Source organism: Pseudomonas sp. GW821-FHT05H12 (assembly GCF_059419385.1).
In genome coordinates, this window is sequence record NZ_JBWKRS010000010.1 from 93,715 (window position 1) to 119,901 (window position 26,187).

The window sequence follows — 26,187 nt, forward strand, 5'->3', positions numbered from 1 at the left end:
ACAGATTTGGATAGACCTCAGCGGTTCAATGGCGCCACAAAGCGGCTGTCGGCGGCACTGTAGATCCACGGCTCATCCACATCCGTGACCTTGAAGCGCAACGTCTGCGAACTGCTCGCCGGCTTGTCGGCCAGCAGCGCCACCGACACCGGCACATCGCTGATTTCCCCCGGGGCCAAGCTGATCTCGGTCTTGCCCTGCAGCTGGAAGCCTTCGGCGTCCACCAGTTCCAGGCGGTAGTCCTGGCGTTGCTGGGTCTTGTTGATGACCTTGAGGCTGTAGATGTTTTCGATCATGCCCTGGCTGTTCTCACGGAACATGCCACGGTCCTTGGTCACGTCCAGCGACACCATTGGTCGTTCGATCAACGCCACCACCAACGCCGCAATCATCACCAGCAGCACCGCACTGTAGCCGATCAGGCGTGGCCTGAGCAGGTGAGTCTTGCCACCTTGCAACTGATGTTCGGAGGTGTAGCTGACCAGGCCACGGGCGTAACCCATCTTGTCCATGATCGAATCGCAGGCATCGATGCAGGCGGCGCAGCCGATGCACTCCATTTGCAGGCCGTCCCGGATGTCGATACCGGTGGGGCACACCTGCACGCACAGCTGGCAGTCGATGCAGTCACCCAGGCCGACGTCGGCGGGCTTGACCTCGCGTTTGCGCGGGCCTCTGTTTTCGCCACGGGCCACATCGTAGGAAATGGTCAGGGTGTCCTTGTCGAACATCACGCTTTGGAATCGCGCATACGGACACATGTGCATACACACTGCTTCACGCAGCCAGCCGGCATTGATGTAGGTGGCGCCGGTAAAGAACAGCACCCAGAACAGGCTTACGCCGCCCATTTGCCAGGTCAGTAGCTCTTCAGCCAGGGGGCGCACGGGGGTGAAGTAGCCGACAAACGTCAGGCCGGTCAACACGCTGATGCCCAGCCACAAGGTGTGCTTGGCCGAGCGCCGTGCCAGTTTGTTCAGGCTCCAGGGCGCGGCCTGCAGTTTGATGCGTTGGTTGCGCTCGCCCTCGGTGACCTTTTCGCACCACATGAACAGCCAGGTGAACGAACTTTGCGGGCAGGTGTAGCCGCACCACACACGCCCGGCAAACACGGTGATCGCAAACAGGCCAAAGGCACAGATGATCAACAGGGCTGACAGCAGAATGAAGTCCTGGGGCCAGAAGGTGGCGCCAAAGATGTGGAACTTGCTTTCAGCCAGGTCCCACAGCACAGCCTGGCGACCGCCCCAGTTCAGCCACACCGTGCCGAAGAAGGCCAGGAACAGAAAGCCTGCACCACTGACGCGCAAGGTGCGGAACAAGCCGGTGAAACTGCGGGTATGGATCAGGTTGTCGCTGGATTTGGCCTTCACCTTCTTTGGGTGCGCAGGCTCATGGATTTCCACGGTTCGGACGGGGATTCTTTCGCTCATGGTCGTTTGCTCATCAGCCTCCATCAGGCGAATGAACTATGACCGGCGCTCTGTTTGCATAACAGACTCAGCTATTGCGATAAAAAGCGGATCAGATGAAGCGCGTTTCACCGCCTGCGACAATGTGCTGCACCCCGTGTCGCAAGGGGTGCAGGCCATTGACGAAGGTGCTGATACAGATCAATCAAATCACCGAATCACTGTCGGTGGCCTTCAAGTGCTTACGCCCGTCCTTGGCGCCGGCAACGGTCAAGGCGTCGGCCTCGGCTTCTGTGATGTACACCCGGTCGGCGCCCAGTTGCACAAATGACATGGCTTTGGCGCTGTCGGTGCTCACCGTCACTTGCTCAGCGGGCAGGCTCTGTTCCTGGCCGTTCTCATCGACCTTGAAGCGGCAGGTGTGGCTTTCGATACGTACAGGCATGACACGTTCCTTTTCTCAGGCTGGTAAAGATTGGGCTTGGCCAGGTCCTCCAACGTTCCAGGCAACTGACTGACGGTCGCCGCTGTCCATCCATTACCCATAACGACAAAGGAACGCATCCATGGACGCCTGGTGGCATGAAGTGTGGCAAACCCTGCAGGCCGAATTCGCCGATATCGGCGATGCCCGGCAGGTGACACAGATTACCGTGCGCCTGCTGATTGCCGCTGTGCTGGGCGGCATCCTCGGGTTTGAACGAGAGAGCAAGGGCAAGGCGGCCGGGGTGCGCACCCATATGCTGGTGGCCTTGGGGGCTGCCCTGTTTGTGTTGGTACCGCAGATGTCTGGCAGCCAGGCGGATGCCATGAGCCGGGTGTTGCAGGGTGTGATTGCGGGGATCGGGTTCCTCGGGGCTGGCACCATCCTCAAAGGCAAGGAGGATGAGGCGGGACAGCACGTCAAGGGCCTGACCACCGCAGCCGGGTTGTGGATGACGGCCGCCATCGGTGTGGCGGCGGGGCTGGGGCGCGAGTCGACGGCGGTGCTGAGTACGTTGCTGGCCCTGGCGGTCTTCAGCCTGATGCCGAGGATCGTCAAACTGCTCGAAAAGGAACCGTGAGCGGGGTTGAAGCATTGACTCAGCTTTGGCCGCCTGGGCCTTCGCGTCGCATCTTTTCGATTTTACCTTTGCTCAGGCGGCCACCGAAATCGTTCAACTCTTTGGTGTTAGCTTTCGTCCCGAACATTCGCGTCTTGAGGTTTTTCAGGTTTTCATTCGAGCTGCTTAAAAAGTTGGCGAAATCGCCAAGCTCCGCATCGAATGCTTTAAATAGCATTTCGAGATTTCTGTATTTGGCCTGATGCAGGTATTTATCACCTAACCCTTTGAGGCATGAATTCTGGTTGGCTTCGAGCTTGTTCTTGTCTAGACGCTCGCCAATTTTTTCAAGAGTCTTGGCGTTCGCTTCAGCATTTTGACCTTGCAAACATTGGCTGATATTGGCTTGGGTCATGAGTGGGCGGAGCTGGGTGAGGATCGCACGCGACTTGTCCGAGTCGGGGTTGTTCATGAGTTCTTCGATGTTTTCCGGGGTCAGCAGTGCGTTCAATTCATTGACGGTCTTATCCCCTTTTCCCGGGGCAGGCTGCGTGGGCGGTGTGGACCAGTTTGGGCCAGAGCTCGGGGTTGGATTCGGGAGATTGGCGGGCGGTGATGAGTGACGTGGCGGCACGTTGGTGTTTTGCCCAGTACCGGCAGGGGGGACGTAATGCGGATTGATGATCGACATGGTTTTGGCCTCGTGGGAGTTCAACAAAACGCTACTGCCAGCAACCTGACCAGAGCGTTTACGCACACGAGTATAAGGACGTCGAATCGTGGTAAAGCGGGGTGTAGACCGATAGTGCTGTAAGGCATTTCGCTAATTGTAGTGAAAGGACGGCTCTCATACGCAGGTGCTGAAAAGGGCCCGGCGTCGAGCACCGAGCCCCTGCGTGTATGAGCGTTTCAAACAATGACGGGCGGCATTGTCGTCGGCGGTTCCTCCACCGCAGGCGGCTCGTTTTCAGGCGGTTCTTTCTCCGGAATCGGCTCTGGTTCGCTGGGCGGCAGGGTCGGGTTGTCGATATTCGGGTCCGGCGTTTCAGCCGGGATCGGGATATTCATCGGTGTGGCCTCCTTTGTGCTTTGCTCTATCGGTGGACAGCCGGCGCGGTGAATTGATTCCCCGCTCAATGGCGGCACATCCACCTGAACTTTTAACCGGGGCCCGGGCTCGGACCTATGACGGCCCGCTCAGGGAGAGCTTCGCCGTATCAGAATTCGGATCAAGCAAAGAGCGTCCACAGGGCGTAAGGGGAAGATGCTCGATGACTGCTGAAACACTGGCTCCAGACGATTCCATATTGCCGCTGTCCCAGGCCTTGCTGTTGCCCAGGATCGCCATCGAAAGCACCACACCCGTGATCGACGGCGGCGAATTTGCCGTCAAGGCCGTGGTTGGCCAGCGGGTTCACGTGACCAGCAAGGTGTTCGCCGACGGTCATGACAAGCTCGCTGTCTTGATCCGCTGGCGCCCGCTGCGCGATGAAAGCTGGCACAGCGTGGTGATGACTGACGTGGGCAACAATGGCTGGGAGGGGGCGTTTACCGTCGAAGCGCTTGGGCCCCACGAATATTGCATCGAGGCCTGGATCGATACCTTCGCCAGTTTCTGCTACGAACTGCGCAAGAAACACGAGGCCGGCGTGCCGGTCAGCCTGGAGTTGCAGGAGGGGCGCAGCCTGGTGCTGCAAGCGGCCGAGCGCAGCGACAACGAACTGCGCGACCGTCTGATGCTGTTGCACCATGAACTCTCGGGCTTGCTGGAAACCGAGCAGGTCGCGCAGTTCCTGCACGAAGACAGTGCACACCTGATGACCCAGGCCGACCACCGTGCCTACTTGAGCATCAGCACCGTGTACCCGATCGATGTGGAGCGTACGGCTGCGCAATTTGCCAGTTGGTACGAGTTGTTTCCCCGCTCGATCACCGACGATCCCTCCCGTCACGGCACCTTCAATGACGTGCACTCGCGACTGTCGATGATCCATGACATGGGCTTCGACGTGCTGTACTTCCCGCCGATCCACCCCATCGGGCGTAGCCACCGCAAGGGCCGCAACAATTCCCTCACGGCCGGGCCGGACGACCCGGGCAGCCCTTACGCCATCGGTAGCGAGGACGGCGGCCACGAGGCGATTCACCCGCAGCTGGGCAGCCGCGCTGACTTCCGCCGCCTGGTCAAGGCCGCCGCCGAGCATGGCCTGGAAATCGCCCTGGATTTTGCTATCCAGTGTTCCCAGGACCACCCGTGGCTCAAGCAGCACCCGGGCTGGTTCAACTGGCGGCCGGACGGCACGATCAAATACGCGGAAAACCCGCCGAAGAAATACCAGGACATCGTCAACGTCGACTTCTATGCGGCGGACGCGATTCCGAGCCTGTGGACTGAGTTGCGTGACATCGTGGTGGGCTGGGTGGAAGAGGGGGTGAAGACTTTTCGCGTCGACAACCCGCACACCAAGCCGCTGCCGTTCTGGCAATGGCTAATCAGTGACGTGCGCGCCAAGCACCCGGAGGTGATCTTCCTGGCGGAAGCCTTTACCACCCCGGCGATGATGGCGCGGCTGGGCAAGGTCGGTTATTCCCAGAGCTACACCTATTTCACCTGGCGCAATACCAAGGCCGAACTGAGCGAATATTTCACCCAGTTGAACGAGTCGCCCTGGCGCGAGTGCTTCCGGCCGAACTTTTTTGTCAACACGCCGGATATCAACCCAGGCTTCCTGCACGAATCTGGCCGCCCGGGTTTCTTGATCCGCGCGGCGCTGGCCACTATGGGCTCGGGCCTCTGGGGTATGTATTCAGGCTTTGAGCTGTGCGAAGCCGCACCTGTGCCGGGCAAAGAGGAATACCTGGATTCGGAAAAGTACGAGATCCGCGTCAGGGATTTCACCGCCCCTGGCAACATCATTGCCGAGATCGCCCAGCTCAACCGCATCCGCCGGCAAAACCCGGCCTTGCACACCCATCTGGGGCTCAAGCTGTACAACGCGTGGAATGACAACATCCTGTACTTCGGCAAGCGCAGCGAGGATGGCAGCAACTTCATTCTCGTCGCGGTGAGCCTGGATCCTTACAACGCCCAGGAAGCGAATTTTGAGTTGCCGCTGTGGGAATTGGGCCTGCCCGACGATGCCCAGACCCAGGGCGAAGACCTGATGAACGGCCATCGCTGGACCTGGTACGGCAAGACCCAATGGATGCGTATCGAGCCGCACATGCCGTTCGGTATTTGGCGTATCACCGTTTCCTGAGCCGATGGAGAACCCCTGTGGGAGCTGGCTTGTCGGGTCGCCGCATCACTGCGATAGCGGTCTATCAGCCAGCCTTTCTGGCCCTGACACACCGCTATCGCAGCGATGCGGCGACCCGACAAGCCAGCTCCCACATTGACCGTGCTCCATCGGGCAAATGTCAAAGAATTCCAGGAGTTTCCAATGGCGAAGAAACCCACACCGTCCACCTTCATCAAAGACCCGCTCTGGTACAAGGACGCGGTGATCTACCAGGTTCACGTCAAATCCTATTTCGACGCCAATAACGACGGTATCGGTGATTTTCCAGGGCTGATCGCCAAACTGGACTACATCGCCGACCTGGGCGTGAACACGATCTGGCTGCTGCCGTTCTACCCCTCGCCACGGCGCGACGACGGCTATGACATCGCCGAATATCAAGGTGTGCATAGCGACTACGGCACCCTGGCCGACGCCAAGCGCTTTATCGCTGAGGCCCACAAGCGTGGTCTGCGGGTGATCACCGAGCTGGTGATCAACCATACGTCCGACCAGCACCCTTGGTTCCAGCGGGCGCGAAAGGCCAAGCCCGGCTCGGCAGCGCGGGATTTCTACGTGTGGTCTGATGACGACCAGAAGTACGACGGCACCCGCATCATTTTTCTCGACACCGAAAAGTCCAATTGGACCTGGGATCCGGTGGCCGGCCAGTACTTTTGGCACCGCTTCTATTCCCACCAGCCGGACCTGAATTTCGATAACCCGAAAGTTATGGAGGCCGTGCTGTCGGTGATGCGCTACTGGCTCGACATGGGCATCGACGGCCTGCGCCTGGACGCCATTCCTTACTTGATCGAACGCGATGGCACCAATAACGAGAACCTCCCCGAGACCCATCAGGTGCTCAAGCAGATTCGCGCCGAAATCGATGCGCATTACCCCGACCGCATGCTGCTGGCCGAAGCCAATCAATGGCCCGAAGACACCCAGCTCTACTTTGGCGACAAAAAGGGCGACGACGGCGATGAATGCCACATGGCGTTCCACTTCCCGTTGATGCCTCGTATGTACATGGCCCTGGCCCAGGAAGATCGCTTCCCCATCACCGACATTCTGCGCCAGACCCCGGAGATTCCTGCCAATTGCCAGTGGGCGATCTTCCTGCGCAACCACGATGAATTGACCTTGGAAATGGTCACCGACAAAGAGCGCGACTACCTGTGGAACTACTACGCCGCCGACCGTCGTGCGCGGATCAACCTCGGCATTCGCCGGCGTCTGGCGCCGTTGATGGAGCGTGACCGTCGCCGCGTCGAACTGCTCAATAGCCTGCTGCTGTCGATGCCCGGTACGCCCACCCTGTATTACGGCGATGAAATCGGCATGGGCGACAACATCTACCTGGGCGACCGCGATGGCGTACGTACGCCGATGCAATGGTCCATCGACCGCAATGGCGGTTTCTCCCGTGCCAACCCGGCCAGCCTGGTGCTGCCGCCGATCATGGACCCGCTGTACGGTTACCAGTCTGTCAACGTCGAGACCCAGACCCAAGACCCGCACTCGCTGTTGAACTGGACCCGGCGCATGCTCGCCGTGCGCAAGCAATCCAAGGCATTTGGCCGGGGCAGCTTGAAAATGCTCTCGCCGAGCAACCGGCGCATCCTGGCGTACACCCGGGAGTTCACCGGGGAGGACGGCCGCACCGAGATCATCTTGTGCGTGGCCAACGTGTCCCGCAGTGCCCAGGCGGCCGAGCTGGACCTGTCGGCCTTCGCCGGCATGGTGCCGGTGGAGATGCTCGGCGGGAATGCCTTCCCGCCCATCGGCCAGCTAAATTTCCTGCTGACGTTGGCGCCTTACGGTTTCTACTGGTTCGTGCTGGCGGCGGAAAACCAGATGCCGAGCTGGCATGTGGAGCCGGCCCAGAGCATGCCGGACTTCACCACATTGGTTCTGAAGAAACGTATGGAAGAACTCCTGGAAGCGCCGTGCCGCGACACCCTTGAGCACACCTCATTGCCGGCCTGGCTGCCCAAGCGCCGTTGGTTTGCTGGCAAGGACGCCGCCATTGACCGCGTGCATATCGCCTACGGTGTGCGCTTTGGCGACCCGCAGCACCCGGTGTTGCTCAGTGAAATCGAGGTGACCAGCGACGGCCAGGTCAGCCGCTATCAACTGCCGCTGGGGTTTCTGGCCGAAGACCAGCTCACCACGGCGTTGCCCCAGCAGTTGGCGCTGGCCCGGGTACGGCGCACGCGCCAGGTCGGGCTGGTGACCGATGCCTTCAGCCTTGAGCACTTTATTCGGGCGGTCATCCAGGGCTTGCAGGCCGGTACGGTAATTGATTCCAGCGATGGTCCCCTGCGCTTTGCCGCCACACCGCACCTGGCGGCGCTGCAACTGACCGATGAGGCGCAGGTGCGTTACCTGTCGGCCGAGCAATCCAACAGCTCGGTGGTGGTGGGTGAAAGCCTGGTACTCAAGCTGATCCGCAAGGTGGCCTCCGGGGTGCACCCCGAACTGGAAATGAGCGCGTACCTGACCGAGGCGGGTTATCCGAATATTTCGCCGCTGATGGGGTCGGTGATCCGCCGTGACGGGCAAGGGCAGGACAACCTGCTGATGATTGCCCAGGGTTACCTGAGCAATCAGGGCGACGCGTGGGCCTGGACACAGAACAGCCTGGAGCGGGCGATTCGGGATGAGTTGGCCGAGGCGATCTCCGAGCAGGAACAGCATTACAACGCCCTTGGCGAGTTGCAGGACTTTGCCGGGTTGCTGGGGCAACGCCTGGGAGAAATGCACGTTGTCTTGGGCGCAAGCACGCCGAACAAGGACTTTGCGCCCGAGGTGACCACGGCGAAGGACACCCAGGCCTGGGCCCGGGATGTGGGCGCGCAGCTCGACCGGGCGCTGCAATTACTCAAACTTCATGAAACCCGGTTGAACCCCGCGGATCAGGCGTTGGTCAGTGAATTGCTGGCCCGGGAAAAAGCCATAGGCCGTTACGTGCAGGCCTTGGCCAAAGCCACGAAAGGCGGGCTGCGCATCCGGGTACATGGGGACTTGCACCTGGGCCAGGTACTGGTGGTACAGGGCGATGCCTACCTGATCGACTTTGAAGGGGAACCGGCGCGTCCGTTACATGAACGGCGTGGCAAGCACAGCCCTTATAAAGATGTGAGTGGCGTGCTGCGCTCGTTTGATTACGCGGCGGCCATGGCCCTCAATGTTCAGGGCGTGGATCACTCGCCCGAAGCGGAGTTGGCGCGCAGACGGGTAACCGAGCGTTACCTGAAAGAGGCGCGCGAGGCATTTATCCAGGCTTATCAGGCAGCTACGTCTACACTGGCGCATGACTGGCAGGATGCCAACGGCCAGGACGCAGCGCTGACGTTGTTCAGCCTGGAGAAGGCCGCGTACGAAGTGGCCTACGAAGCGGAAAACCGCCCGACCTGGTTGCCGGTGCCCCTGCAAGGGTTGCACGGTTTACTCAGCGGGGTCGCTTCCAGTGAGCAAGCACCTATATCGAAAACTGCACGCGGTGGGGAGACGTCATGAGCTTTACACATAAAGAACCGCTGCAACCGAAGTTGACTGCATTACCGGCAGCCAAAGATGTCGAGGCGCTGGTACGCGCCGAACACCATGACCCGTTCTCGATTCTCGGGCCCCATGATGACGAGCAGGGCGGCCAATTTATCCGCGCCTTCCTGCCGGAAGCCTTGAGTGTCCAGGTACTGGCGCGCGACAGTGGCGACCCCATCGGCAGCCTCGATGCGACCCTGGTGCCGGGCTTGTTTGTCGGCCACTTCGGTACGCGCCAGGACTACCTGCTGAAAATCCAGTGGGCCGGTGGCGAGCAGATCACCGAAGACCCCTACAGTTTCAGCCAATTGCTGTTGGGCGAAATGGACCTGTACCTGTTTGCCGAAGGCAACCACCGCGACCTCAGCAGTTGCCTGGGCGCCCAGGTGACCAGTGTCGATGGCGTGCAGGGTGTGCGCTTTGCGGTGTGGGCACCGAATGCGCGGCGAGTGTCGGTGGTGGGCGACTTCAATATCTGGGACGGTCGCCGTCACCCAATGCGCCTGCGGCATCCGTCGGGTGTGTGGGAGATCTTTATCCCACGCCTGCAACCGGGCGCGGCCTACAAGTACGAGATTCTCGGCAGCCACGGCATTTTGCCGCTCAAGGCTGACCCAGTGGCGCTGGCCACGCAGTTGCCTCCCGACACCGCGTCAAAGGTCGCCGAACCGCTGCAGGTCGAGTGGCAAGACCATGAGTGGATGCAGGCGCGGGTCGAGAAACAGAAGCACACCGCGCCGCTGTCCATTTACGAACTGCACGTGGGGTCCTGGCAGGCCGAGCTGGACGAGGCGGGCGAAGTGGCGCGCCAGTACAACTGGCGTGAGCTGGCCGAGCGCTTGATCCCCTATGTGCAGCAATTGGGCTTCACCCATGTCGAGCTGATGCCGATCATGGAGCACCCGTTCGGCGGCTCCTGGGGTTACCAGGCACTGTCACAATTTGCGCCGACTGCGCGGTTTGGTTCGCCGCAAGACTTTGCCTACTTTGTCGACGCCCTGCATCGGGCGGATATCGGTGTGATCCTTGACTGGGTGCCGGCGCATTTTCCTACCGATACCCACGGCCTGGCGCAGTTCGACGGCACCGCGCTGTACGAATACGGCAACCCGCTGGAAGGTTTCCACCAGGACTGGGACACCTTGATCTACAACCTGGGTCGCACCGAAGTGCATGGCTTTATGCTGGCCTCGGCCCTGCATTGGCTCAAGCATTTCCACGTGGACGGCCTGCGCGTGGATGCCGTGGCCTCGATGCTTTACCGCGACTATTCGCGCAAGGCCGGCGAATGGGTGCCCAACCGCCATGGCGGCCGCGAGAACCTGGAGGCCATCGACTTTTTGCGCCACTTGAATGACGTGGTCGCCCTCGAAGCGCCCGGCGCCTTGGTGATCGCCGAAGAGTCCACGGCCTGGCCCGGCGTGAGCCAGCCAACCCAGCAGGGTGGCCTGGGCTTCAACTACAAGTGGAACATGGGCTGGATGCACGATTCGCTGCACTACATCCAGCAGGATCCGGTGTACCGCGCCCATCATCACAACGAGTTGAGCTTCGGCCTGGTGTACGCCTGGTCCGAGCGTTTTATCCTGCCGATCTCCCACGATGAAGTGGTGCACGGCAAGCATTCGCTGATCGACAAGATGCCCGGCGACCGCTGGCAGAAGTTTGCCAACCTGCGCGCCTACCTGGCGTTCATGTGGATGCACCCGGGCAAGAAGCTGCTGTTCATGGGCTGCGAGTTCGGTCAGTGGCGCGAGTGGAACCACGACCAGCAACTGGACTGGTACTTGCTGCAATACGCCGAGCACAAAGGCGTGCAAAAACTGGTGGGCGATTTGAACCGCCTGTATCGCGAGGAACCGGCGTTGCACGAGCAGGACGACGCGCCCCAGGGCTTCCAGTGGCTGATCGGCGACGACGCGATCAACAGCGTCTACGCCTGGCTGCGCTGGAGCAAGGATGGCCGGCCGGTGCTGGTGGTCGCCAACTTTACCCCGGTGCCGCGGGAGGCCTATGGCGTGGGCGTACCGTTTGCCGGGCGCTGGAGTGAGGTGATCAACAGCGATGCCGACACCTATGCCGGCTCCAACTACGGCAACGGCGGGGCGGTGTTTACTCAGGATGAGCCACGTCACGGGCAACCGGTGTCGCTGTCGCTGAATTTGCCGCCCCTTGGCGTGCTGATTCTGCGGCCGGAACCGCTTTAAGGGCTCTACCGTGCTGGATTCTGTTGTCCGCGCTACTGGCAGGGTGCCACAATGGCGCCTTTGTCGTGGCAGTCGAAGCAGGCGGATTTCATGAACGGCCTTGGGCGTGGGCGGGACCAGGATTGTTTTATCGAGGAGCAGGTGCGAACGGACCGTTTGCACCAGCTGTTTCGTCAGTCGTTCGCCGCCATTTTCGGCAGTTACCTGGGCGCCGCCATGCTGTGCTGGCTGTGCTGGGATCGCTTCGACCATAAGGTGATGCTGATCTGGATGGTGGTGCTGGCGGTCACCTCGCTGCTACGCCTCAAGATGTTCATGGACTGGTTCCGCTGCCCGAACATCGAACGCACTCCCGACCGTTGGGAGCGCCGCTATTGGGTTACGCTGATGCTGTCGGCCGGCGTCTGGGGCCTGGGTGCCCTGGCCGTGATGCCCACCGACGACCGTGTCTCCCAGGTGCTGGTCATGCTGTTTACCGTCGGCATGTCGGTCAGCGCGGTGTCCTGTTACTCGGCTTATCGCTACATGACCCTGGGCTCCATGGGCCTGGTGTTGCTGCCGTGCACGCTGTGGCTGCTGTTTCAGCCGTCGTCGATGCAAGTGGGCGTGGCGATTGCGGTGCTGGTGTTCTCGACCTTTGTGGTCAGCGCCACGCGCAAATTGTCTGACGCCCTGGAAAAAGCCTTTCGCCTGACCCGTCAGATGGAACGCGCCCACAACATCTCCACCCGCGCCGCACAGACCGACGAGCTCACCGGGCTGATGAACCGTCGCGCCTTCTTCGAACACGCCCAACTCTTGTACGCCCAGTGCCGGCACAACCAGCAGCCGCTGAGTGCGCTGATGATGGACATGGACCACTTCAAGGACATCAACGACACCTACGGCCACCAGGCGGGTGACCAGGTGTTGCGTCAGATTGGCGGGGTGATCAGCGCGTCGTTTCGCCAGGCCGACGTGTACGGCCGCCTGGGTGGCGAAGAGTTTGCCGTGCTGTTGCCCAACACCTCATTGGAAACCGCCCGCGACATCGCCGAGCAACTGATCAAGGCGATTTCCGGCCTGGCCGCCGAACCCGTGCACGGCCTGACCGCCAGCCTGGGCGTGGCCACCACCCGCAGCCTCGACCAAGACCTGCACAGCTTGATGAACACCGCCGACAAGGCGCTGTACCGGGCCAAGGCCCTGGGGCGCAATCAGGTGGCGGTCGCGGAGTAGGCCTCAGTCCCGGGCCATCGACTTGGCCAACGCCCGTGCCACCTGCTCGGCCGAATAGGGTTTGGCCAGGAACTCGAAGCCTTCATAGCCGCTGTCGGCCAACTCTTCGCTGTAGCCCGACGTGAGCACCACCGGCAGGTCCGGGCGGCGTTGGCGCAGCAGCCTGGCCATCGCCACGCCGGTCATGCCCGGCATGACCACGTCCGAGAAAATCCCGTCGAAGGCCATGGCATCCGCCCCGGCCAGCGCCAGTGCCTGTTCGGCATCGGTGGCCCAGGTGGTCTGGTAGCCGAGATCCTGCAGGATCTGGTTGGCGAAGCGGCCCACTTCCAGGTTGTCTTCCACTATCAGGATATGCCGCAGCGTGGTGTCGGGCAGCGGGGCGTGTTCTTCGGCAAGCGCAGTGGGTTGCACGGTGGGAGGTGCCACTTCGGGCAGGTACAGGGTAAACACCGTGCCGCGCCCGAGGGTGCTGGCCACATCGACGTTGCCGCCCGATTGCTTGGCAAATCCGAACACCTGGGACAAGCCCAAACCGGTGCCTTTGCCGACGGCCTTGGTGGTAAAAAACGGCTCGAAAATGCGCTCCACGTTGTCGCCGGGAATGCCGCTGCCGGTGTCGGCCAGGGACACCGCCACACACGGTTGGCGCACCTCGGCCTCCCCGCGAATGCGCGGCAAGGCCGGCACGCTAGTCACGCGCAGGGTCAGTTGGCCCTGGCCGTCCATGGCGTCACGGGCGTTGAGCGCCATGTTGATCAAAGCGGTTTCAAACTGGCTGGAATCGACGCGTACATGACACGGCGTGGCAGGCAGCTCAATCTGCACATGGATGCGCGCACCGGTCACGCTTTCGAGCATTTCGCCGATGTTCTTCACCCGCAGGCTCACGTCGAAGACTTCCGGGTTGAGCGGTTGGCGACGGGCGAAGGCGAGCAGTTGGCTGGTGAGCTTGCTGGCCCGCTCGACGGTGTCGGAGACGGCGCCCATGTAGCGTTGGCGGCGCTCTTCGGACAGCCCGGGCTGGCGCAGGAAGTCCATTGAGGAGCGAATAATGGTCAACAGGTTGTTGAAGTCATGGGCCACGCCACCGGTCAATTGGCCGATGGCTTCGAGTTTTTGCGATTGGTGCAAGGCGGCTTCGGCCTGGGTCAGCGCGGTGGTGCGCTCTTCTACCCGTTGCTCCAGGGTGGCGTTCAATTCGGTGATGGCCGTCAGCCCGTCGCGCACTGCCGCGTCGGCGCGCACGCGCTCGATATGCGCCCAGGAGCGTTCGGTGACTTCGCCCACCAAGGCCAGGTCGTAAGGCGACCACACACGGGCGTTCTTGTGATGCACCGCCATCAGGGCCGTCAGGTGCCCGTCCTTGATCAGCGGGAAGCACACCGTCGCCAAGGCGCCCAGGGCCTGGTAGCTGGCGGCTTCGTTGGGGGCGAACTCCACGCGGTTGTCATGGATTACCAGCGGTTCGCCTGCGCGCAAGCGGCGCACTGCCAGCTCGCCGAACGACGCCAGGCTGTAGCGCCCGACGATGCTGGGTGACCCGGGCGCGGCCCAGTTGCCGCGAATGGTGAAGCCGTCCTGGTCGTCGTCCATGTCGGCATACGCGCAGTTCGACACGTGCAGGTGCTCGGCCAGCAACCGCGTGGTGCTGGTCATGATGGCTTCTGCATCGATGGCATTGGCCACTGCACTGCCGATGGCGTCCAGCACCGCCAGACGGCGCGTGAGAAACACGGTAGCGGTGGTTTCGGTGACGGTATTGAGCATGCCCACGACTTTGCCCAGGGAGTCGCGGATCGGGCTGTAGCAGAAGGTGAAATACGCCTGCTCGGCCCCGGCGCCGCGTTCGATCACCAGCGGGAAGTTTTCGACATAGGTCGCATGCCCTTCGAAGGCCGCCTGGGCGATGGGGCTGACCTCTGCCCAGGCTTCACGCCACACCTCGTTGAACGGACGCCCCAGCGCATAGGGCTTGTCGCCCAGGATCGGGGTCATGGCATCGTTGTAGAGCATGGTCAGGTGAGGGCCCCACGCGATGGACTGCGGGAAGCTGGAGGCAAAGCACAAGGCCACGGTGGTCTTGAGGACATCGGGCCACTGTTCCAACGGGCCCAGGGGCGTGGTTGCCCAATCATGCTGGCGTACCCGCTCAGCCATGTCGCTGCTGCTTTGCAGCCAATTCATCATTGGGAAAACACCTTGTGTGCCTCGGTCGATTCAATGCCAGGAAGGGGTGGCCTGACAAGCAACAGACCGGAATGCCCGCCGGCAGTTCAGCGGGATTTTCCGAATGATATCAATTTGATGCTTCGGTGGCGTGGAGGCCGCTGAAAATCGGTTATTGCGCGCCGAAAACCCCCGTCCAGTAGATCCCCGCATCGCTCTTGGGGTCCATCGCATAGGCGGCGCCCAGCTCACGGAATTGCGGGTTCATCAGGTTGGCGCAATGGCCCGGGCTGGCCAGCCAGCCGTCGACTACCTTGCGTGGGGTGTCCAGGCCGGCGGCGATGTTCTCGCCGATGTTCTTGGCGATATACCCGGCCAGTTCGGCACGGTCACCGGGGGTGCGGCCGTCGTGGTCGAGGTGGTCGAAGAAGTTGCCGTTGGCCATGTTGCGTGTGTGACTGTTGGCGGCATTGGCCAGGTCGTCGTTCCACGACAGCGGGGTGGTTGCGGTAAAGGCCTGGGTGCCGCATTGGCGCGGCTGTTCGCGGGCGGCGTTGATCAGGCCGAGCAGTTGCTTGCCTTCGGTCTGCCAATCGCCCAGGCCACTGGACAGCAGCGGGCGGGCGAGCACGATACGCCAGTCCTGGCCGCTGTTGCTCACGCCGATGTCGACAAATTGCGGGTCCAGCACTACGCGGCAGAAACTTTCGCGCACGGCTTTCATCGCTGCTTGTGCATCCTTGGGGCCCGACAGGCTGATGGCCTGCACGTTGACCATCGGGTAGGCCGCACGGGCCAGGGCCTGCTGCAGGTCGCCAACGTTGGTGGCGGGCAGCACCAGCCGGGTGTCGCTGGCCAGCGGTGGCAGTTCCTGGGAACCCTGGTTGCCGCAGCGCTGTACCTGGCTGCGGTAATCGTTGATCTGTTGTACCAACTGACTTTCTTCATTCGCCATCGCGCTGGCGCAGAACACCAAACTGGCGGCCAGCGTCGTAAGACCCATCATCAATGACAGAACGCGCATGGACGTTACCCTTGAGCTTGAAAGTGCCCATGATGCGCGATGTAGGTGCGTCCATGCACCCGTTGGTCCGAACTTTTTTCCTCAGTTCTTGAATGCCGAGTGTTTGCGGCCCTGGTCGCACAAGGCGAACACCACCACCAGCAAGGCCGAAACCGCGAGGATTATCACAACGCCATCAGTGGAGTGAGTGGCCGAGGCCGCGACCATCGACAACGCACCTAATGGCGCCAGGCCGCCAGCGATGGCCGTGCCGATTTCACGCCCGGTGCCGAAGCCCGAAGAACGGGTCTGGGTCGGGAACTGCCGACTCAGGAACGAGCCCTGCGGCGCAAACATCATCGGCGCGAGGATGCCGGTGCCCACGCCAATGGCGAGGTAGATCATCAGGCTTTCGCCGCTGTTGAGCAGCGCCAGGAACGGGTAAGCGAACAGCAACGAGCAAACCCCGCCGAGCATCAGCACGGTCTTGCTGCTCCACTTGTCGCACAGCCAACCAAAGCAGGGCACGGCGACGATGGCGATCAGGCTGGCGATGGTCACCGACAACGAGGTGACGTGCACGTCCACGCCTTTGAACTGGGTGAGGTAGGCCAGGGAAAAGGTCTTGAAGATGTAGCTCAGGGCGTTGTAGCCAATGGCCACGAAGAACACCACCGCCAGGCCCTTCAGGTCGTTCTTGAACAAGGCCTTGAGTGGCGACGCCTTGGCTTTGCTTTCGGCCTTGCTCAGCTCATTGAACTGCGGGGTTTCCGGGATGCTGTTGCGCACCCACAGGCCCACGCCCACCAGCACGATGCTGCACACAAACGGGATGCGCCAGCCGCCGGCCAGCAGGAACTCGTTGCCGTTGATGGTCAGCAGGTACACCGTGAGCGAGGACAGCAGCAGGCCCAGGTTCAGGCCCAGCGCCGGCCAGGCACCCTGGCTGCCGCGTTTGTTTTGGGAGGCATGTTCATAGGACGTCACTGCCGCGCCAGACAACTCGGCACCCGCGCCCAGGCCCTGGATGATGCGGATAAACACCAGCACGATCGGCGCCCAGATGCCGATGGAAGCGTAGCTGGGGATCAGGCCGATCAGCGTGGTGCACACGCCCATCAGGCAGAACGTCAGCACCAGCACTTGCTTGCGGCCGAACTTGTCGCCCAGGTAGCCGAACAGGATGCCGCCGAACGGGCGTGCGATAAAGCCGATGGCGAAGGTGGAAAACGCCATCAGCGTGGCAGTCTTCGGGTCGCTGTTATCGAAGAAAATCTTCGAAAACACAATCGCGGCCATGGTGGCGTAGAGGTAAAAGTCGTACCACTCCAGCATCGAGCCAAAGATGGTCGCGGCGGCGACTTTGCGCAGGCGCTTGCGGGTTTGCTCGGGTGTTTCAGTGCTGGGGATGGAGGCGGGAGCCGTCATGCGTTACTTCCTTCTGAGTCTTTATAGTTATTGTCAAATGGACGTTTGGTGCCGGGTGTTACGCGGGGGTGAACAGGCGGTCGGCGATCATCGCGCCGATGGGCATGGCTGACGTGGCGGCCGGCGAGGGCGCGTTGCACACGTGCAGCATTCGCGAGGTCTGGGCGAACAAAAAGTCGTGTACCAGGCTGCCGTCGCGCATCACTGCCTGGGCGCGGATGCCCGCTTCATAGGGCAGCAGGTCGTCGAGGGTCAGCGATGGGCAGTACTTGCGGCACTGCTCCAGGTAGCCCGACTTGAACAGCGAATTTTTCATCTCGGTGGTGCCCGAGCCGAGGTTCTGCCAGATGGTTTTCCAGAACCCCGGGAAGCTGGCGTACTGCGCCACATCGCGCCAGTTCACCGAAAACTTGCGGTAGTTCTCACGGCCCAGGCCCAGCACGGCATTCGGGCCGACGGTGACGCTGCCGTCGATCATGCGCGTGAGGTGCACGCCAAGGAATGGCAGCTCCGGGTCGGGAATCGGGTAGATCAGGTGGTTGACGATGTTGTTTTTTTCCGGCGGCAGGCGGAAGTATTCGCCCCGGAACGGGATGATCTGGTGGTCGATCTTCACCCCGGCCAGCGTCGCCAACCGGTCCGATTGCAAGCCCGCACACACCACCAGGTGGCGCGCCTGCCAGGTTTCGCTGCGGGTGCTGATGGTGACCTTGTCGGTGTCTTCGCGGATCGCGGTCACGGTGCGGTCCAGGCAGATCTGGCCACAGCGACGGCGGATCACCTCGGCCATGGTCTCGCACACCTCGCGGTAGTCGACGATGCCGGTGGCGTCGAGAAACAGCCCGCCCAGGCCGACGATGTTCGGTTCACGCTGGCGCAGCTGGTCGGCATCCAGGCGCTCGACCTTCATGCCGTTGAGCTGAGACCGCGCATACAGCGCTTCCATACGTTGCATTTCCAGCGGGTTGGACGCCACCAGCAGCTTGCCGCACACCTCGAACTTGATGCCGTGTTCGGTGCAGAACTGCTTGGTCTGTTCGGCGCCGCGCTTGCACAGGTCGGCCTTCAGGCTGCCGGGTGCGTAGTAGATGCCGGCGTGGATCACACCGCTGTTGTGGCCGGTCTGGTGCTTGGCCAGTACCGACTCTTTTTCCAGGATCACCAGGGACGCGCCGGGCTTGCGCTTGAGCAGTTCCATGGCGGTGGCCAGGCCGACGATGCCGCCGCCGATGATGCAATAGTCGTGGATCATTACGCGGAGTCTCTAAGGTTGCACATTTCGGTCTGCTTATCAGGTTGTCAGACTAATGTTTTTGTTAAAAAAAGGGCGTGTCCAGGGACACGCTATTTAAAGCAATCAATGGGTGGCGGGCAGCTCCAGGCTCAGGCGGCGCGCGGCCGCTCGCAGGTGAGCCTCTGCACTCGCGGCGGCGCGTGAGGCGTCACCGTCGGCGATGGCTTGATAAAGCGCTTGGTGTTCCTGAGTGGCATCGGCCGAGCCGATCACAAAGCGAGATGCGGAGTTTTCCCAGGCGGTCTTGCGCGCACTGGCCAGTTGGCTGCGCAGGAAGTCGTGGAAGGCCACGAAGTAGTCATTCTTGCTGGCGTCGGCGATGGCGCGGTGGAACTCGACGTCGGCGATGGCGGCGGCTTCGAAGTTGTCGCGGTTGTCCTGCATGGCCTGCAGGGCGCTTTTCATTCGCTGCAGGTCGGCATCATCGCGGCGCCGGGCGGCAATCGAGGCGGCCTGGGTTTCGATCCACAGGCGCACTTCGAACATCTGCGCCAGGTCGGGGCGGCGGCCGTCGGCCTGGGGGAAGCGGAATACCGTACCGGCCGGCGTCTGCGAAATGAACGAGCCCAGGCCCCGGCGCGCGGTGATCACGCCATCGGCCTTGAGCTGGGCAATCGCCTCGCGCACCACGGAACGGCTGACATTGAGTTGTTCAGCCAGTTGCTGTTCGGTGGGCATGCGCGACTCGGGCGGCAGCTGGCCGGAGTCGATTTCTGCGCGGATGGCACTGACAACCCGGACGACGAGCGAATCGGGGCGTTGGAGCTCAAGCATGGGACTGCCTTGGTGATCAGGTTGTCAGACAATAGTCGTTACGATTTTAACTTGTCAATATTTGTGTCGTATCCCCGCTGCCAACAGGATCAGGCCAAGCGCCACGCCAAAGGTGACGTGCAGGCCGTAGGCGACTGATTGCGGCAGCGCACGAGTAACGTCCGGTGTAGCCCAGGCAAACACCGCGCCGAGGGCCGACGCGCCGAAGATCAGGCCGAGGTTGCGTGACAGGTTCAACAGGCCCGAGACCTTGCCACGGCGTGAGGCCTGCACATCGCTCATCACCGCGGTGTTGTTGGCGGCCTGGAACAAGCTGTAACCGGCGGTCAGCAACACCAGCGAACCCAGATAGGCCGGTAGCCCGCTGACCAGAGACAGCAGCAGGGCGCCGAGGGCCATGACGCCTAGCCCCGCGAGGGTCATGCGTTGGCTGCCCAGGCGGTCCACCAGACGGCCGGCGGGCACACCGGTCAGCGCGGCCACACAAGGCCCGACCGCCATGGCCAGGCCCATCCAGGCGGGATCGAGCCCCAGCCCCCGAGACAGATAAAACGGCCCCACCACAAAGGTGGTCATGATCACGGCGGCCACCAGCGCGCTGATGACCAGGCCGACGCGCAGGGCAGGATTTTTCAGCGGCGACCAGAAGCGCTCGCCCGTGGGCTGAAGCCGGGGCTGTCGATCAAGCGGCAGGTAGCGACAGGCGAGGACAGCGGCCAGCAGGCCCAAGGGTACGCCCACCAGGAACAACGCTTGCCAACCCCACAAGCTGAGCAGCATCCCGCCCACGCTAGGCCCCATCGCGGTCCCCACGGCCGACATCGTGCCGAGCAAGCCCATCACCCGGCCGGTGCGTTCCTTGGTCACGGTGTCGCCGACCATCGCGAGGGTCATTGCCATCATCACCGCCGCACCAAGCCCCTGCAGGACGCGCGCCGCCACCAGCCATGGCAGTGACGGCGCCAACCCACACAGCCCACAGGCCACGGCGAACAACAACAAGCCGGCGAGCAACAAACGCCGACGGCCCACGCGATCGCCCAGGCTGCCGGCGCTGACAATCACCGCCGTGATCGCCAGCAGGTAGGCCAGCACTACCCACTGCACGGCGTGAAACGATGCATCAAACACATGGGCCAACGCCGGCAACCCGACGTTGGCAATGCTGGTGCCCAAGGCGGCCAGCAACATGGACAGGGACAGGCTGACAAGGGCGCCTCGTGAAGCAGTGTGCATGGGTAAATCCTTGAGTGAACACGACTGTCACAACTCTATGGCGTGGCCTAACATGGCGGAAGACGCCGGGTATGCAGTTAATACCTGCATGAAACGCCTGATGAGGAGCCGTGATGCCCGACCTTAATTTGTTGATCACCCTGGACGTGTTGCTCGCCGAAGGCAGCGTCGCCCGCGCCGCAGAACGCCTGCGCTTGAGCCCGTCGGCGATGAGCCGGGCGCTGGCACGCCTGCGTGAGACCACCGGCGACCCGCTGCTGGTGCGCGCGGGTCGTGGCCTGGTGCCGACGCCCAGGGCGGTGGCGTTGCGTGAGCAGGTCAGCCGCTTGGTGCAGGAGGCCCAGGCGGTGTTGCGGCCCGCCGAGTCCTTGGACATGGCCCGGGTGGAACGTACGTTCACCCTGCGCACCAGCGAAGAGTTCGTCGAAAACTTCGGCCCGGCATTGCTCGCGCGCATCGCCCGGGAGGCGCCTGGCGTGCGCCTGCGCTTCGTCACTAAAACCGACAAGGACACCGCCTTGCTGCGCGATGGCAGCGTCGACCTGGAGACCGGTGTGGTCGACGCCAGTGCCAACCCCGAGGTGCTGACCCAGGCGCTGTTTCGTGATCGCTTGATCGGTGTAGTGCGCAGCGGGCATCCGCTCAGCCGGGGGACTGTCAGCATTCGGCGCTATGCCGAAGGGCAACACGTGTACGTCTCCCGCCGTGGCCAAGCGCGAGGGCAGATTGATGATTTGCTTGAGTCCCAAGGCATGCCGCGACAGATCATTACCATCGTGGCCGGGTTCTCCACCGCCATCGCACTGGCACGGGACACCGACCTGATCGCCAGCGTGCCCGAGCGCTACACCGTCCACCAGCGCGAGGGCCTGCACAGCTTCGAGTTGCCATTGGCTTTACCGGCCTTCACCGTGGCGATGCTCTGGCACCCGCGCCTGGACGCGGACCTGGCCCATCGCTGGTTGCGCGGATGTTTACGTGAGGTGTGCGGGCTGCAACAGGTACAATCGCCGCTGTCTTGACGCGAAATTCCCAGGAACCTGCATGTTCAGCCTTACCCGTTACACCACCCCGTGCCCCGAGCCTATCAACGGTCAGATCCTGCAAATGGTGGTGGACAACCTCACCGACATCAGCAGCGTGGCGCTGCCGCCGAGCAACTTGCTGTACAACATCTACCAATATGCGATCGGTTTTGAGGTGCACCTGTACCTGGAGGCACTGGGCGGAGCCAAGGGCATTGCGGTCGAGTTGATCGTTGCCACCGACGCGCAAGACCCGGAACAGGTCGTCGGCTTTGTGCTGTACCTGCCGGTCAAGGACGATCCCGAGGCGTGTGGCATTGCGTTCATGGCGGTGCAGGCCGGCAAGCGGCGCCAAGGCGTGGCGCGGGCGATGCTGCAGGACGTGCTGGCGCACTACCCCCACGCCGAACTGGCCTGTGCGGTGGAGAAGGTGCCGGCGTTCGAGGCCATGGGCTTTCAAGTGCGCGGCGCGCGGGGCACCCAGGTGCTGATGAACACGCGGGATTACGCAACGGATGGCCTGATGGGCGTGCTGGATGTGGCGTCGATCTACAGCTCATTGGAAGTGCGGCAGATTCACACCTACTTGCTGCAAAAGCACGGCAAGCGCGCAATGGTGGATGCCGAGAAACAGCGTGACCGCCACCTCGACCAGCTCACGCACAAAGCCCAACGCTTCGTACAAAACCTGTAGGAGCCGGCTTGCCGGCGATGGCGCCCTCAAATTCGCTATCGCCCGCAAGCGGGCTCCTACAGGGGCGGGGTTTGCTTATGGCTTGGCCAGGTTCCAGTTGCCGCCAACGCCGTCACCGGTGATGTCGCCCGGCTTGCTGTCCTTGACCCAGGTGTACAGCGCCTGGCCCTTGTAGGCCCATTGCTTGCTGCCGTCGTCACGGGTGATCACGGTGTAGCCGTCGGCATCCTTGGCGGCGGCCGAAGCGGTGAACGCCGGCCAGTTGGCCAGGCACTGGCCGCTGCAGGCCGACTTGCCGGCGCTGTCTTTGGCGAAGGTGTAAAGCGTCATGCCTTTGCTGTCCACCAACACTTTGCCTTTGGCGCTGTCGGCGATTTTGGCAGGGGCGGCGAAGGCCATGGACGAAGCACAGGCAATCAGGATGGCAGCAGCAAGGGAGCGTTTGTTCAGCATGTCAAACTCCTGGGTCTTTTCTGGTTTGGGTACTGGCCATGTGCTGTATTCACACGCCGTACTCAGGTAAACACCCGCCGCGCCGCTTTATTCCTCGCACGTGAATAATTATTTAACCGCGCGCACGATTGACCATCGCCAGGATCGTCGCCAGTAACTCCTGTTGCGCCTCTTCACGGCTGATCTCGCCACTGGCCGCCGCGTGGGACAATGCTTCCGCCGCCCCGAGCATGGCGCGCAGGCCCGCCTGTGACACGCTGCCAGCCGCCGCGAACGGCGACAGCGCGTCGCGACACTTGGCCAGGAAAATCGCCTCGTACTCGCGCTTGAGGGTTTCCAGTTCCGGCGAACTGCTCAGCGCCGCGATCACCCCGGGAATCTCCCGCCCTTGTAGCAACACGCAATCGACATAGGACGAGGCGATCACCCAGGCGCGGTCATCCAGGGTGGCCGCGCTGGCTTCGATGGCATCGCTAAACACCTGGTTCTGGCGCCCGTCGAAATCTTCATAGAGCGCCGCCAGCAGGCCCGCACGGGTAACAAAATGGTCGTAGACCACCGGCTTGGTCACACCCGCCAGTTCGGCCAGGCGGCCCAGGGTCAGGGCTTCGGTGCCTTCGTCGCGCACCAGCTGCCAGGCCACATCCAACAGTTGGCGCAGGCGATCTTCACGGGACAGGCGACGGCGTGGGGCAGGGGATTCACTGCTTGACATGCTTATATACCAAAAGTAACTTAATCGGCGTAACTTACTAATCGTAGCTTAAGCCGAAAGGGAGCCACTGTCATGCATGCACTTATCGTTGTCGCTCATCACGACCCGCAATCCCTCACCCACAGCCTGGCCGCACATGTCGCCACGGGGCTCGCGGCCGCAGGCCACACCTACGAAATCGCCGACCTGGCCGCCGAAGGCTTCGATCCACGTTACAGCGCCGCAGACCACCTCGTGCACCGCACCCGCGCCACACCGCCCGCCGACGTGCTCGCCGAACAGGCGCGTATCGACCGCGCCGATGCGCTGGTGCTGGCCTTCCCGATTTATTGGTGGTCGATGCCGGCATTGCTCAAGGGCTGGGTCGACCGCGTGTTCGTTAATGGCTGGGCCATCGATTACGGCCCGGACACCCCGGTGGTGAAAAAACTGCGGCACTTGCAGGTGCACCTGCTGGCGCTGGGCGCCGCCGATGCAAGCGCGTTTGAACGCCACGGTTATGCCAAGGCCATGGGCACCCAGATCGACTACGGGATATTCGATTACTGCGGCGCGCAGGTGGTGACGTCCGAATTGTTGCTGGAGTCGGAAAGCGGCAGTGCACAGGTTCATCTGCACAAGGCCAAGTCCATCGGCATGAACGTGTTTGAAACGCAGGCGGTGGCGGGCTGAGTCAACCTTCGCGAAACAGGTCGTGGGCATCGAGCAGGCGGTAGGCGATTTCCGGGCGCTTCTCCATGCCACGGCGAATCGCGGCCGGGATCGATTGTCTAGTTTTACGGCACAGGCCTGGCAGGTCGTCGATGACGATCTGGATCCCGCGCATGCTCTTGACCTCGGTGTGGCCTGGCGCGACATGCACGCGGATGCCCAATTGCTGGTACATCAGCTGTTGCATGCGTTCGAGGTCTTGCAGGCTCTTGAGGTCTTCGAGGCGCTCGAGCAGTTTTTTCTCTTCCTGGCGCGTGAGCTGGAGGATGCGCTGGTCGCTGCCCAGCGCCTCCAACAGCTGTTCGCGCTGGCAGTCACAGGCGCCGGGTGGGCAGGGCTGGCGAATGTTCATGTGCAATGCCTCCCCCTTCCAGCGCCTGGTGCTCAGTAGCTCAGTTGAACCCCAAGACTGCCCAGGGCCTTCCAGTACTCAGGATAGGTCTTGGCCACGCAGTCCGGGTCCTGGATGCGGATGCCCGCCACCTTCAGGCCCGCCAGTGCAAAGCACATGGCGATGCGGTGATCGGCGTGGGTGTCGATCAGCGCGTTGCAAGCGGTGCCGGCCAGTGCCGGGTCGCTGGCCACAATCAGGTCGTCGCCTTCGATGGTCGCGAGGCCCGGGCGGATTTCGTTGAGGCCGTCATGCAGCGCTTGCACGCGGTCGCATTCCTTCACGCGCAAGTTGGCCAGCTCGGTGAAGCGCACCGGGGTGTTGTTGAACGCTGCCAGCACTGCGAGGGTCGGGATGGCGTCCTGCATCTGCGAACCGACCACCGTGGCCTGCATGTTCGGGAACTGGGCGATCACGGCCTGGGCCTTGGCGTCCGGCTGGGTGAAGTCCTGGGCGGCCACGCCGATGTCGATGCGGCCAGCGGTCAGCACTTCGGCGGCCCACAGGTAGGTGGCAGCGGAGGCGTCCGGTTCGATCAGGTAGTCATGGGCGGTGTAGCCGGTAGGCGCGACGCGCCAGGTGGTGTCGTTGACGGCTTCCACTTGGGCACCGAAGGCGCGCATGCAGTCCAGGGTGAGGTCCACGTAGCCACGGGCGCCGATGTCCTTGCCGGTCAATGCCACTTCAATCGGCGCTTCGCCGCACGCCGCGAGCATCAGCAGGGCCGACACGTATTGGCTGGACAAACCGCCGTCGATTTCAAACCGCTTGGCCTGCACCTTGCCCACGCCATGCACGGTGACCGGTGGGCAGCCGGTGGGGCTGTCAACCTTGATGCCGTTCTGGCCGAGGGTGGCCAGCAGGGGACCGATCGGGCGTTTTTGCATGTAGTCGTCGCCGTCCAGCACCACGGTGCCTTCAACGGTGGCCACGGCGGCGGTCAGAAAGCGCATGGCGGTGCCGGCGTTGCCGAGGAACAGGGGCTGGGTGGGCAGTTGCAGTTTGCCGGAGCCGGTGACGACGAAAGTGGTGTCGTCGGGTTCGTCGATGGTCACGCCCATTTGGCGCAGGGCCACGGACATGTGGCGGGTGTCGTCGCTTTTGAGGGCGCCGCTCAGGCGGCTGGTGCCTTTGGCGAGGGCGGCCAGCAGGAGGGCGCGGTTGGTGATGGATTTGGAGCCGGGGGGCGCGACCTTGCCATTGAGGGGGAAGTTGGGCGGTGTAACGGTCACGGTTTTTTGCGAACTCAAGGTACAGGGCTCCTGATCAAGGCAAGGTGGCACGGAGTGGCCGACGGGCGGACCCGAATAATCGGGTATAGATGCGGTGCTTGTCGAGCGCGGGGTAACGGCCACCGGTATTTTCTGGTTGTGCATCAATCCACCTGTGGGAGCTGGCTTGCCTGCGATGGCGGCCTCACGGTGTACATATCCATTTCTTTGGTAACGGCGGCTATTGGTTCCGCTCTTACAGCGGCTCACTTTTGATGGAGCGCAAAAGTAAGCAAAACGCTCTTGCCCCAACACTCGGCACCTCGCCTAGGCTCGGTGTGCCCGTAATCCGACAGGTATTTGGGGGGCC

Annotated in this window: 22 protein-coding genes; 8 read left to right on the plus strand and 14 right to left on the minus strand. The window is 62.3% G+C overall.

The window, feature by feature from the left end:
• Positions 1–17 precede the first annotated feature (17 nt).
• Both ccoG and AC07SU_RS11355 read right to left on the minus strand, forming a co-directional pair.
• The gene (gene ccoG, locus AC07SU_RS11350; RefSeq protein WP_494997056.1) at positions 18–1,433 is read right to left on the minus strand and encodes a cytochrome c oxidase accessory protein CcoG; all 1,416 of its coding nucleotides are present in this window, start codon (positions 1,431–1,433) and stop codon (positions 18–20) included.
• A 184-nt stretch (positions 1,434–1,617) separates the two neighbouring features.
• The gene (locus tag AC07SU_RS11355; RefSeq protein WP_176998365.1) at positions 1,618–1,857 is read right to left on the minus strand and encodes a DUF3203 family protein; all 240 of its coding nucleotides are present in this window, start codon (positions 1,855–1,857) and stop codon (positions 1,618–1,620) included.
• A 121-nt stretch (positions 1,858–1,978) separates the two neighbouring features.
• Here AC07SU_RS11355 and AC07SU_RS11360 point away from each other — a divergent pair, with 121 nt between their 5' ends.
• Positions 1,979–2,476: an MgtC/SapB family protein gene (locus tag AC07SU_RS11360; RefSeq protein WP_176998364.1), complete on the plus strand. Its 498-nt coding sequence runs from the start codon at positions 1,979–1,981 to the stop codon at positions 2,474–2,476.
• Between the two features lie 19 nt (positions 2,477–2,495).
• Here the strand turns inward: AC07SU_RS11360 and AC07SU_RS11365 are convergent, their stop codons facing one another.
• Together AC07SU_RS11365 and AC07SU_RS11370 are read right to left on the minus strand one after the other, a co-directional pair.
• A complete protein-coding gene (locus tag AC07SU_RS11365) occupies positions 2,496–3,146 on the minus strand; it encodes a hypothetical protein (RefSeq protein WP_494997057.1) in 651 nt (216 codons plus the stop codon).
• 218 nt (positions 3,147–3,364) lie between these two features.
• Positions 3,365–3,523 (minus strand): hypothetical protein, encoded by a 159-nt coding sequence (locus AC07SU_RS11370; protein ID WP_176998362.1) that lies wholly within the window; start codon positions 3,521–3,523, stop codon positions 3,365–3,367.
• 203 nt (positions 3,524–3,726) lie between these two features.
• On the opposite strand from AC07SU_RS11370, the gene AC07SU_RS11375 reads away from it, so the two are divergent.
• The 4 genes from AC07SU_RS11375 (at position 3,727) to AC07SU_RS11390 (ending at position 12,713) form a co-directional block, all read left to right on the plus strand.
• Positions 3,727–5,715 (plus strand): alpha-1,4-glucan--maltose-1-phosphate maltosyltransferase, encoded by a 1,989-nt coding sequence (locus tag AC07SU_RS11375; RefSeq protein ID WP_494997058.1) that lies wholly within the window; start codon positions 3,727–3,729, stop codon positions 5,713–5,715.
• Positions 5,716–5,898: 183 nt separating this feature from the next.
• Positions 5,899–9,261: a maltose alpha-D-glucosyltransferase gene (treS, locus tag AC07SU_RS11380; protein ID WP_494997059.1), complete on the plus strand. Its 3,363-nt coding sequence runs from the start codon at positions 5,899–5,901 to the stop codon at positions 9,259–9,261.
• Positions 9,258–11,495: a 1,4-alpha-glucan branching protein GlgB gene (glgB, locus tag AC07SU_RS11385; RefSeq protein WP_494997060.1), complete on the plus strand. Its 2,238-nt coding sequence runs from the start codon at positions 9,258–9,260 to the stop codon at positions 11,493–11,495. The genes treS and glgB overlap by 4 nt, the downstream gene beginning before the upstream one ends.
• 51 nt (positions 11,496–11,546) lie before the next feature.
• A complete protein-coding gene (locus AC07SU_RS11390; protein ID WP_494997061.1) occupies positions 11,547–12,713 on the plus strand; it encodes a GGDEF domain-containing protein in 1,167 nt (388 codons plus the stop codon).
• Between the two features lie 3 nt (positions 12,714–12,716).
• Here AC07SU_RS11390 and AC07SU_RS11395 read toward each other — a convergent pair whose 3' ends face one another.
• From AC07SU_RS11395 to AC07SU_RS11420, 6 genes are all read right to left on the minus strand, one after another.
• Positions 12,717–14,903, minus strand: coding sequence for an ATP-binding protein (locus AC07SU_RS11395; protein WP_494997062.1), 2,187 nt, complete (start codon positions 14,901–14,903; stop codon positions 12,717–12,719).
• 151 nt (positions 14,904–15,054) lie between these two features.
• Positions 15,055–15,906: a CAP domain-containing protein gene (locus tag AC07SU_RS11400; protein ID WP_494997063.1), complete on the minus strand. Its 852-nt coding sequence runs from the start codon at positions 15,904–15,906 to the stop codon at positions 15,055–15,057.
• A gap of 81 nt (positions 15,907–15,987) precedes the next feature.
• Positions 15,988–17,313 (minus strand): MFS transporter, encoded by a 1,326-nt coding sequence (locus AC07SU_RS11405; protein WP_176998355.1) that lies wholly within the window; start codon positions 17,311–17,313, stop codon positions 15,988–15,990.
• Between the two features lie 58 nt (positions 17,314–17,371).
• Positions 17,372–18,565 (minus strand): L-2-hydroxyglutarate oxidase, encoded by a 1,194-nt coding sequence (gene lhgO / locus AC07SU_RS11410; protein ID WP_494997064.1) that lies wholly within the window; start codon positions 18,563–18,565, stop codon positions 17,372–17,374.
• A gap of 105 nt (positions 18,566–18,670) precedes the next feature.
• Entirely contained in the window at positions 18,671–19,381 is a 711-nt protein-coding gene (locus AC07SU_RS11415; RefSeq protein WP_494997065.1) for a FadR/GntR family transcriptional regulator, read from the minus strand.
• A 54-nt stretch (positions 19,382–19,435) separates the two neighbouring features.
• Entirely contained in the window at positions 19,436–20,617 is a 1,182-nt protein-coding gene (locus AC07SU_RS11420) for an MFS transporter (RefSeq protein WP_176998352.1), read from the minus strand.
• A gap of 113 nt (positions 20,618–20,730) precedes the next feature.
• On the opposite strand from AC07SU_RS11420, the gene AC07SU_RS11425 reads away from it, so the two are divergent.
• Entirely contained in the window at positions 20,731–21,639 is a 909-nt protein-coding gene (locus tag AC07SU_RS11425; protein WP_494997066.1) for a LysR family transcriptional regulator, read from the plus strand.
• 22 nt (positions 21,640–21,661) lie between these two features.
• Positions 21,662–22,336 carry a GNAT family N-acetyltransferase gene (locus AC07SU_RS11430; RefSeq protein WP_494997067.1) on the plus strand — a complete coding sequence of 225 codons (675 nt, stop codon included), beginning with the start codon at positions 21,662–21,664 and terminating at the stop codon, positions 22,334–22,336.
• A gap of 75 nt (positions 22,337–22,411) precedes the next feature.
• Here the strand turns inward: AC07SU_RS11430 and AC07SU_RS11435 are convergent, their stop codons facing one another.
• Positions 22,412–22,789, minus strand: coding sequence for a COG4315 family predicted lipoprotein (locus AC07SU_RS11435; RefSeq protein WP_176998349.1), 378 nt, complete (start codon positions 22,787–22,789; stop codon positions 22,412–22,414).
• 112 nt (positions 22,790–22,901) lie between these two features.
• Positions 22,902–23,504 (minus strand): TetR/AcrR family transcriptional regulator, encoded by a 603-nt coding sequence (locus AC07SU_RS11440; protein WP_176998348.1) that lies wholly within the window; start codon positions 23,502–23,504, stop codon positions 22,902–22,904.
• 72 nt (positions 23,505–23,576) lie between these two features.
• Here AC07SU_RS11440 and AC07SU_RS11445 point away from each other — a divergent pair, with 72 nt between their 5' ends.
• On the plus strand, positions 23,577–24,176 hold the full coding sequence (locus tag AC07SU_RS11445) for an NAD(P)H-dependent oxidoreductase (protein ID WP_494997068.1): 600 nt from the start codon (positions 23,577–23,579) through the stop codon (positions 24,174–24,176).
• A gap of 1 nt (position 24,177) precedes the next feature.
• On the opposite strand, the gene AC07SU_RS11450 is transcribed toward AC07SU_RS11445, so the two are convergent.
• Both AC07SU_RS11450 and AC07SU_RS11455 read right to left on the minus strand, forming a co-directional pair.
• Entirely contained in the window at positions 24,178–24,567 is a 390-nt protein-coding gene (locus tag AC07SU_RS11450; protein WP_494997069.1) for a hypothetical protein, read from the minus strand.
• Between the two features lie 32 nt (positions 24,568–24,599).
• The gene (locus AC07SU_RS11455; protein WP_494997070.1) at positions 24,600–25,856 is read right to left on the minus strand and encodes a 3-phosphoshikimate 1-carboxyvinyltransferase; all 1,257 of its coding nucleotides are present in this window, start codon (positions 25,854–25,856) and stop codon (positions 24,600–24,602) included.
• Between the last annotated feature and the right edge of the window lie 331 nt (positions 25,857–26,187).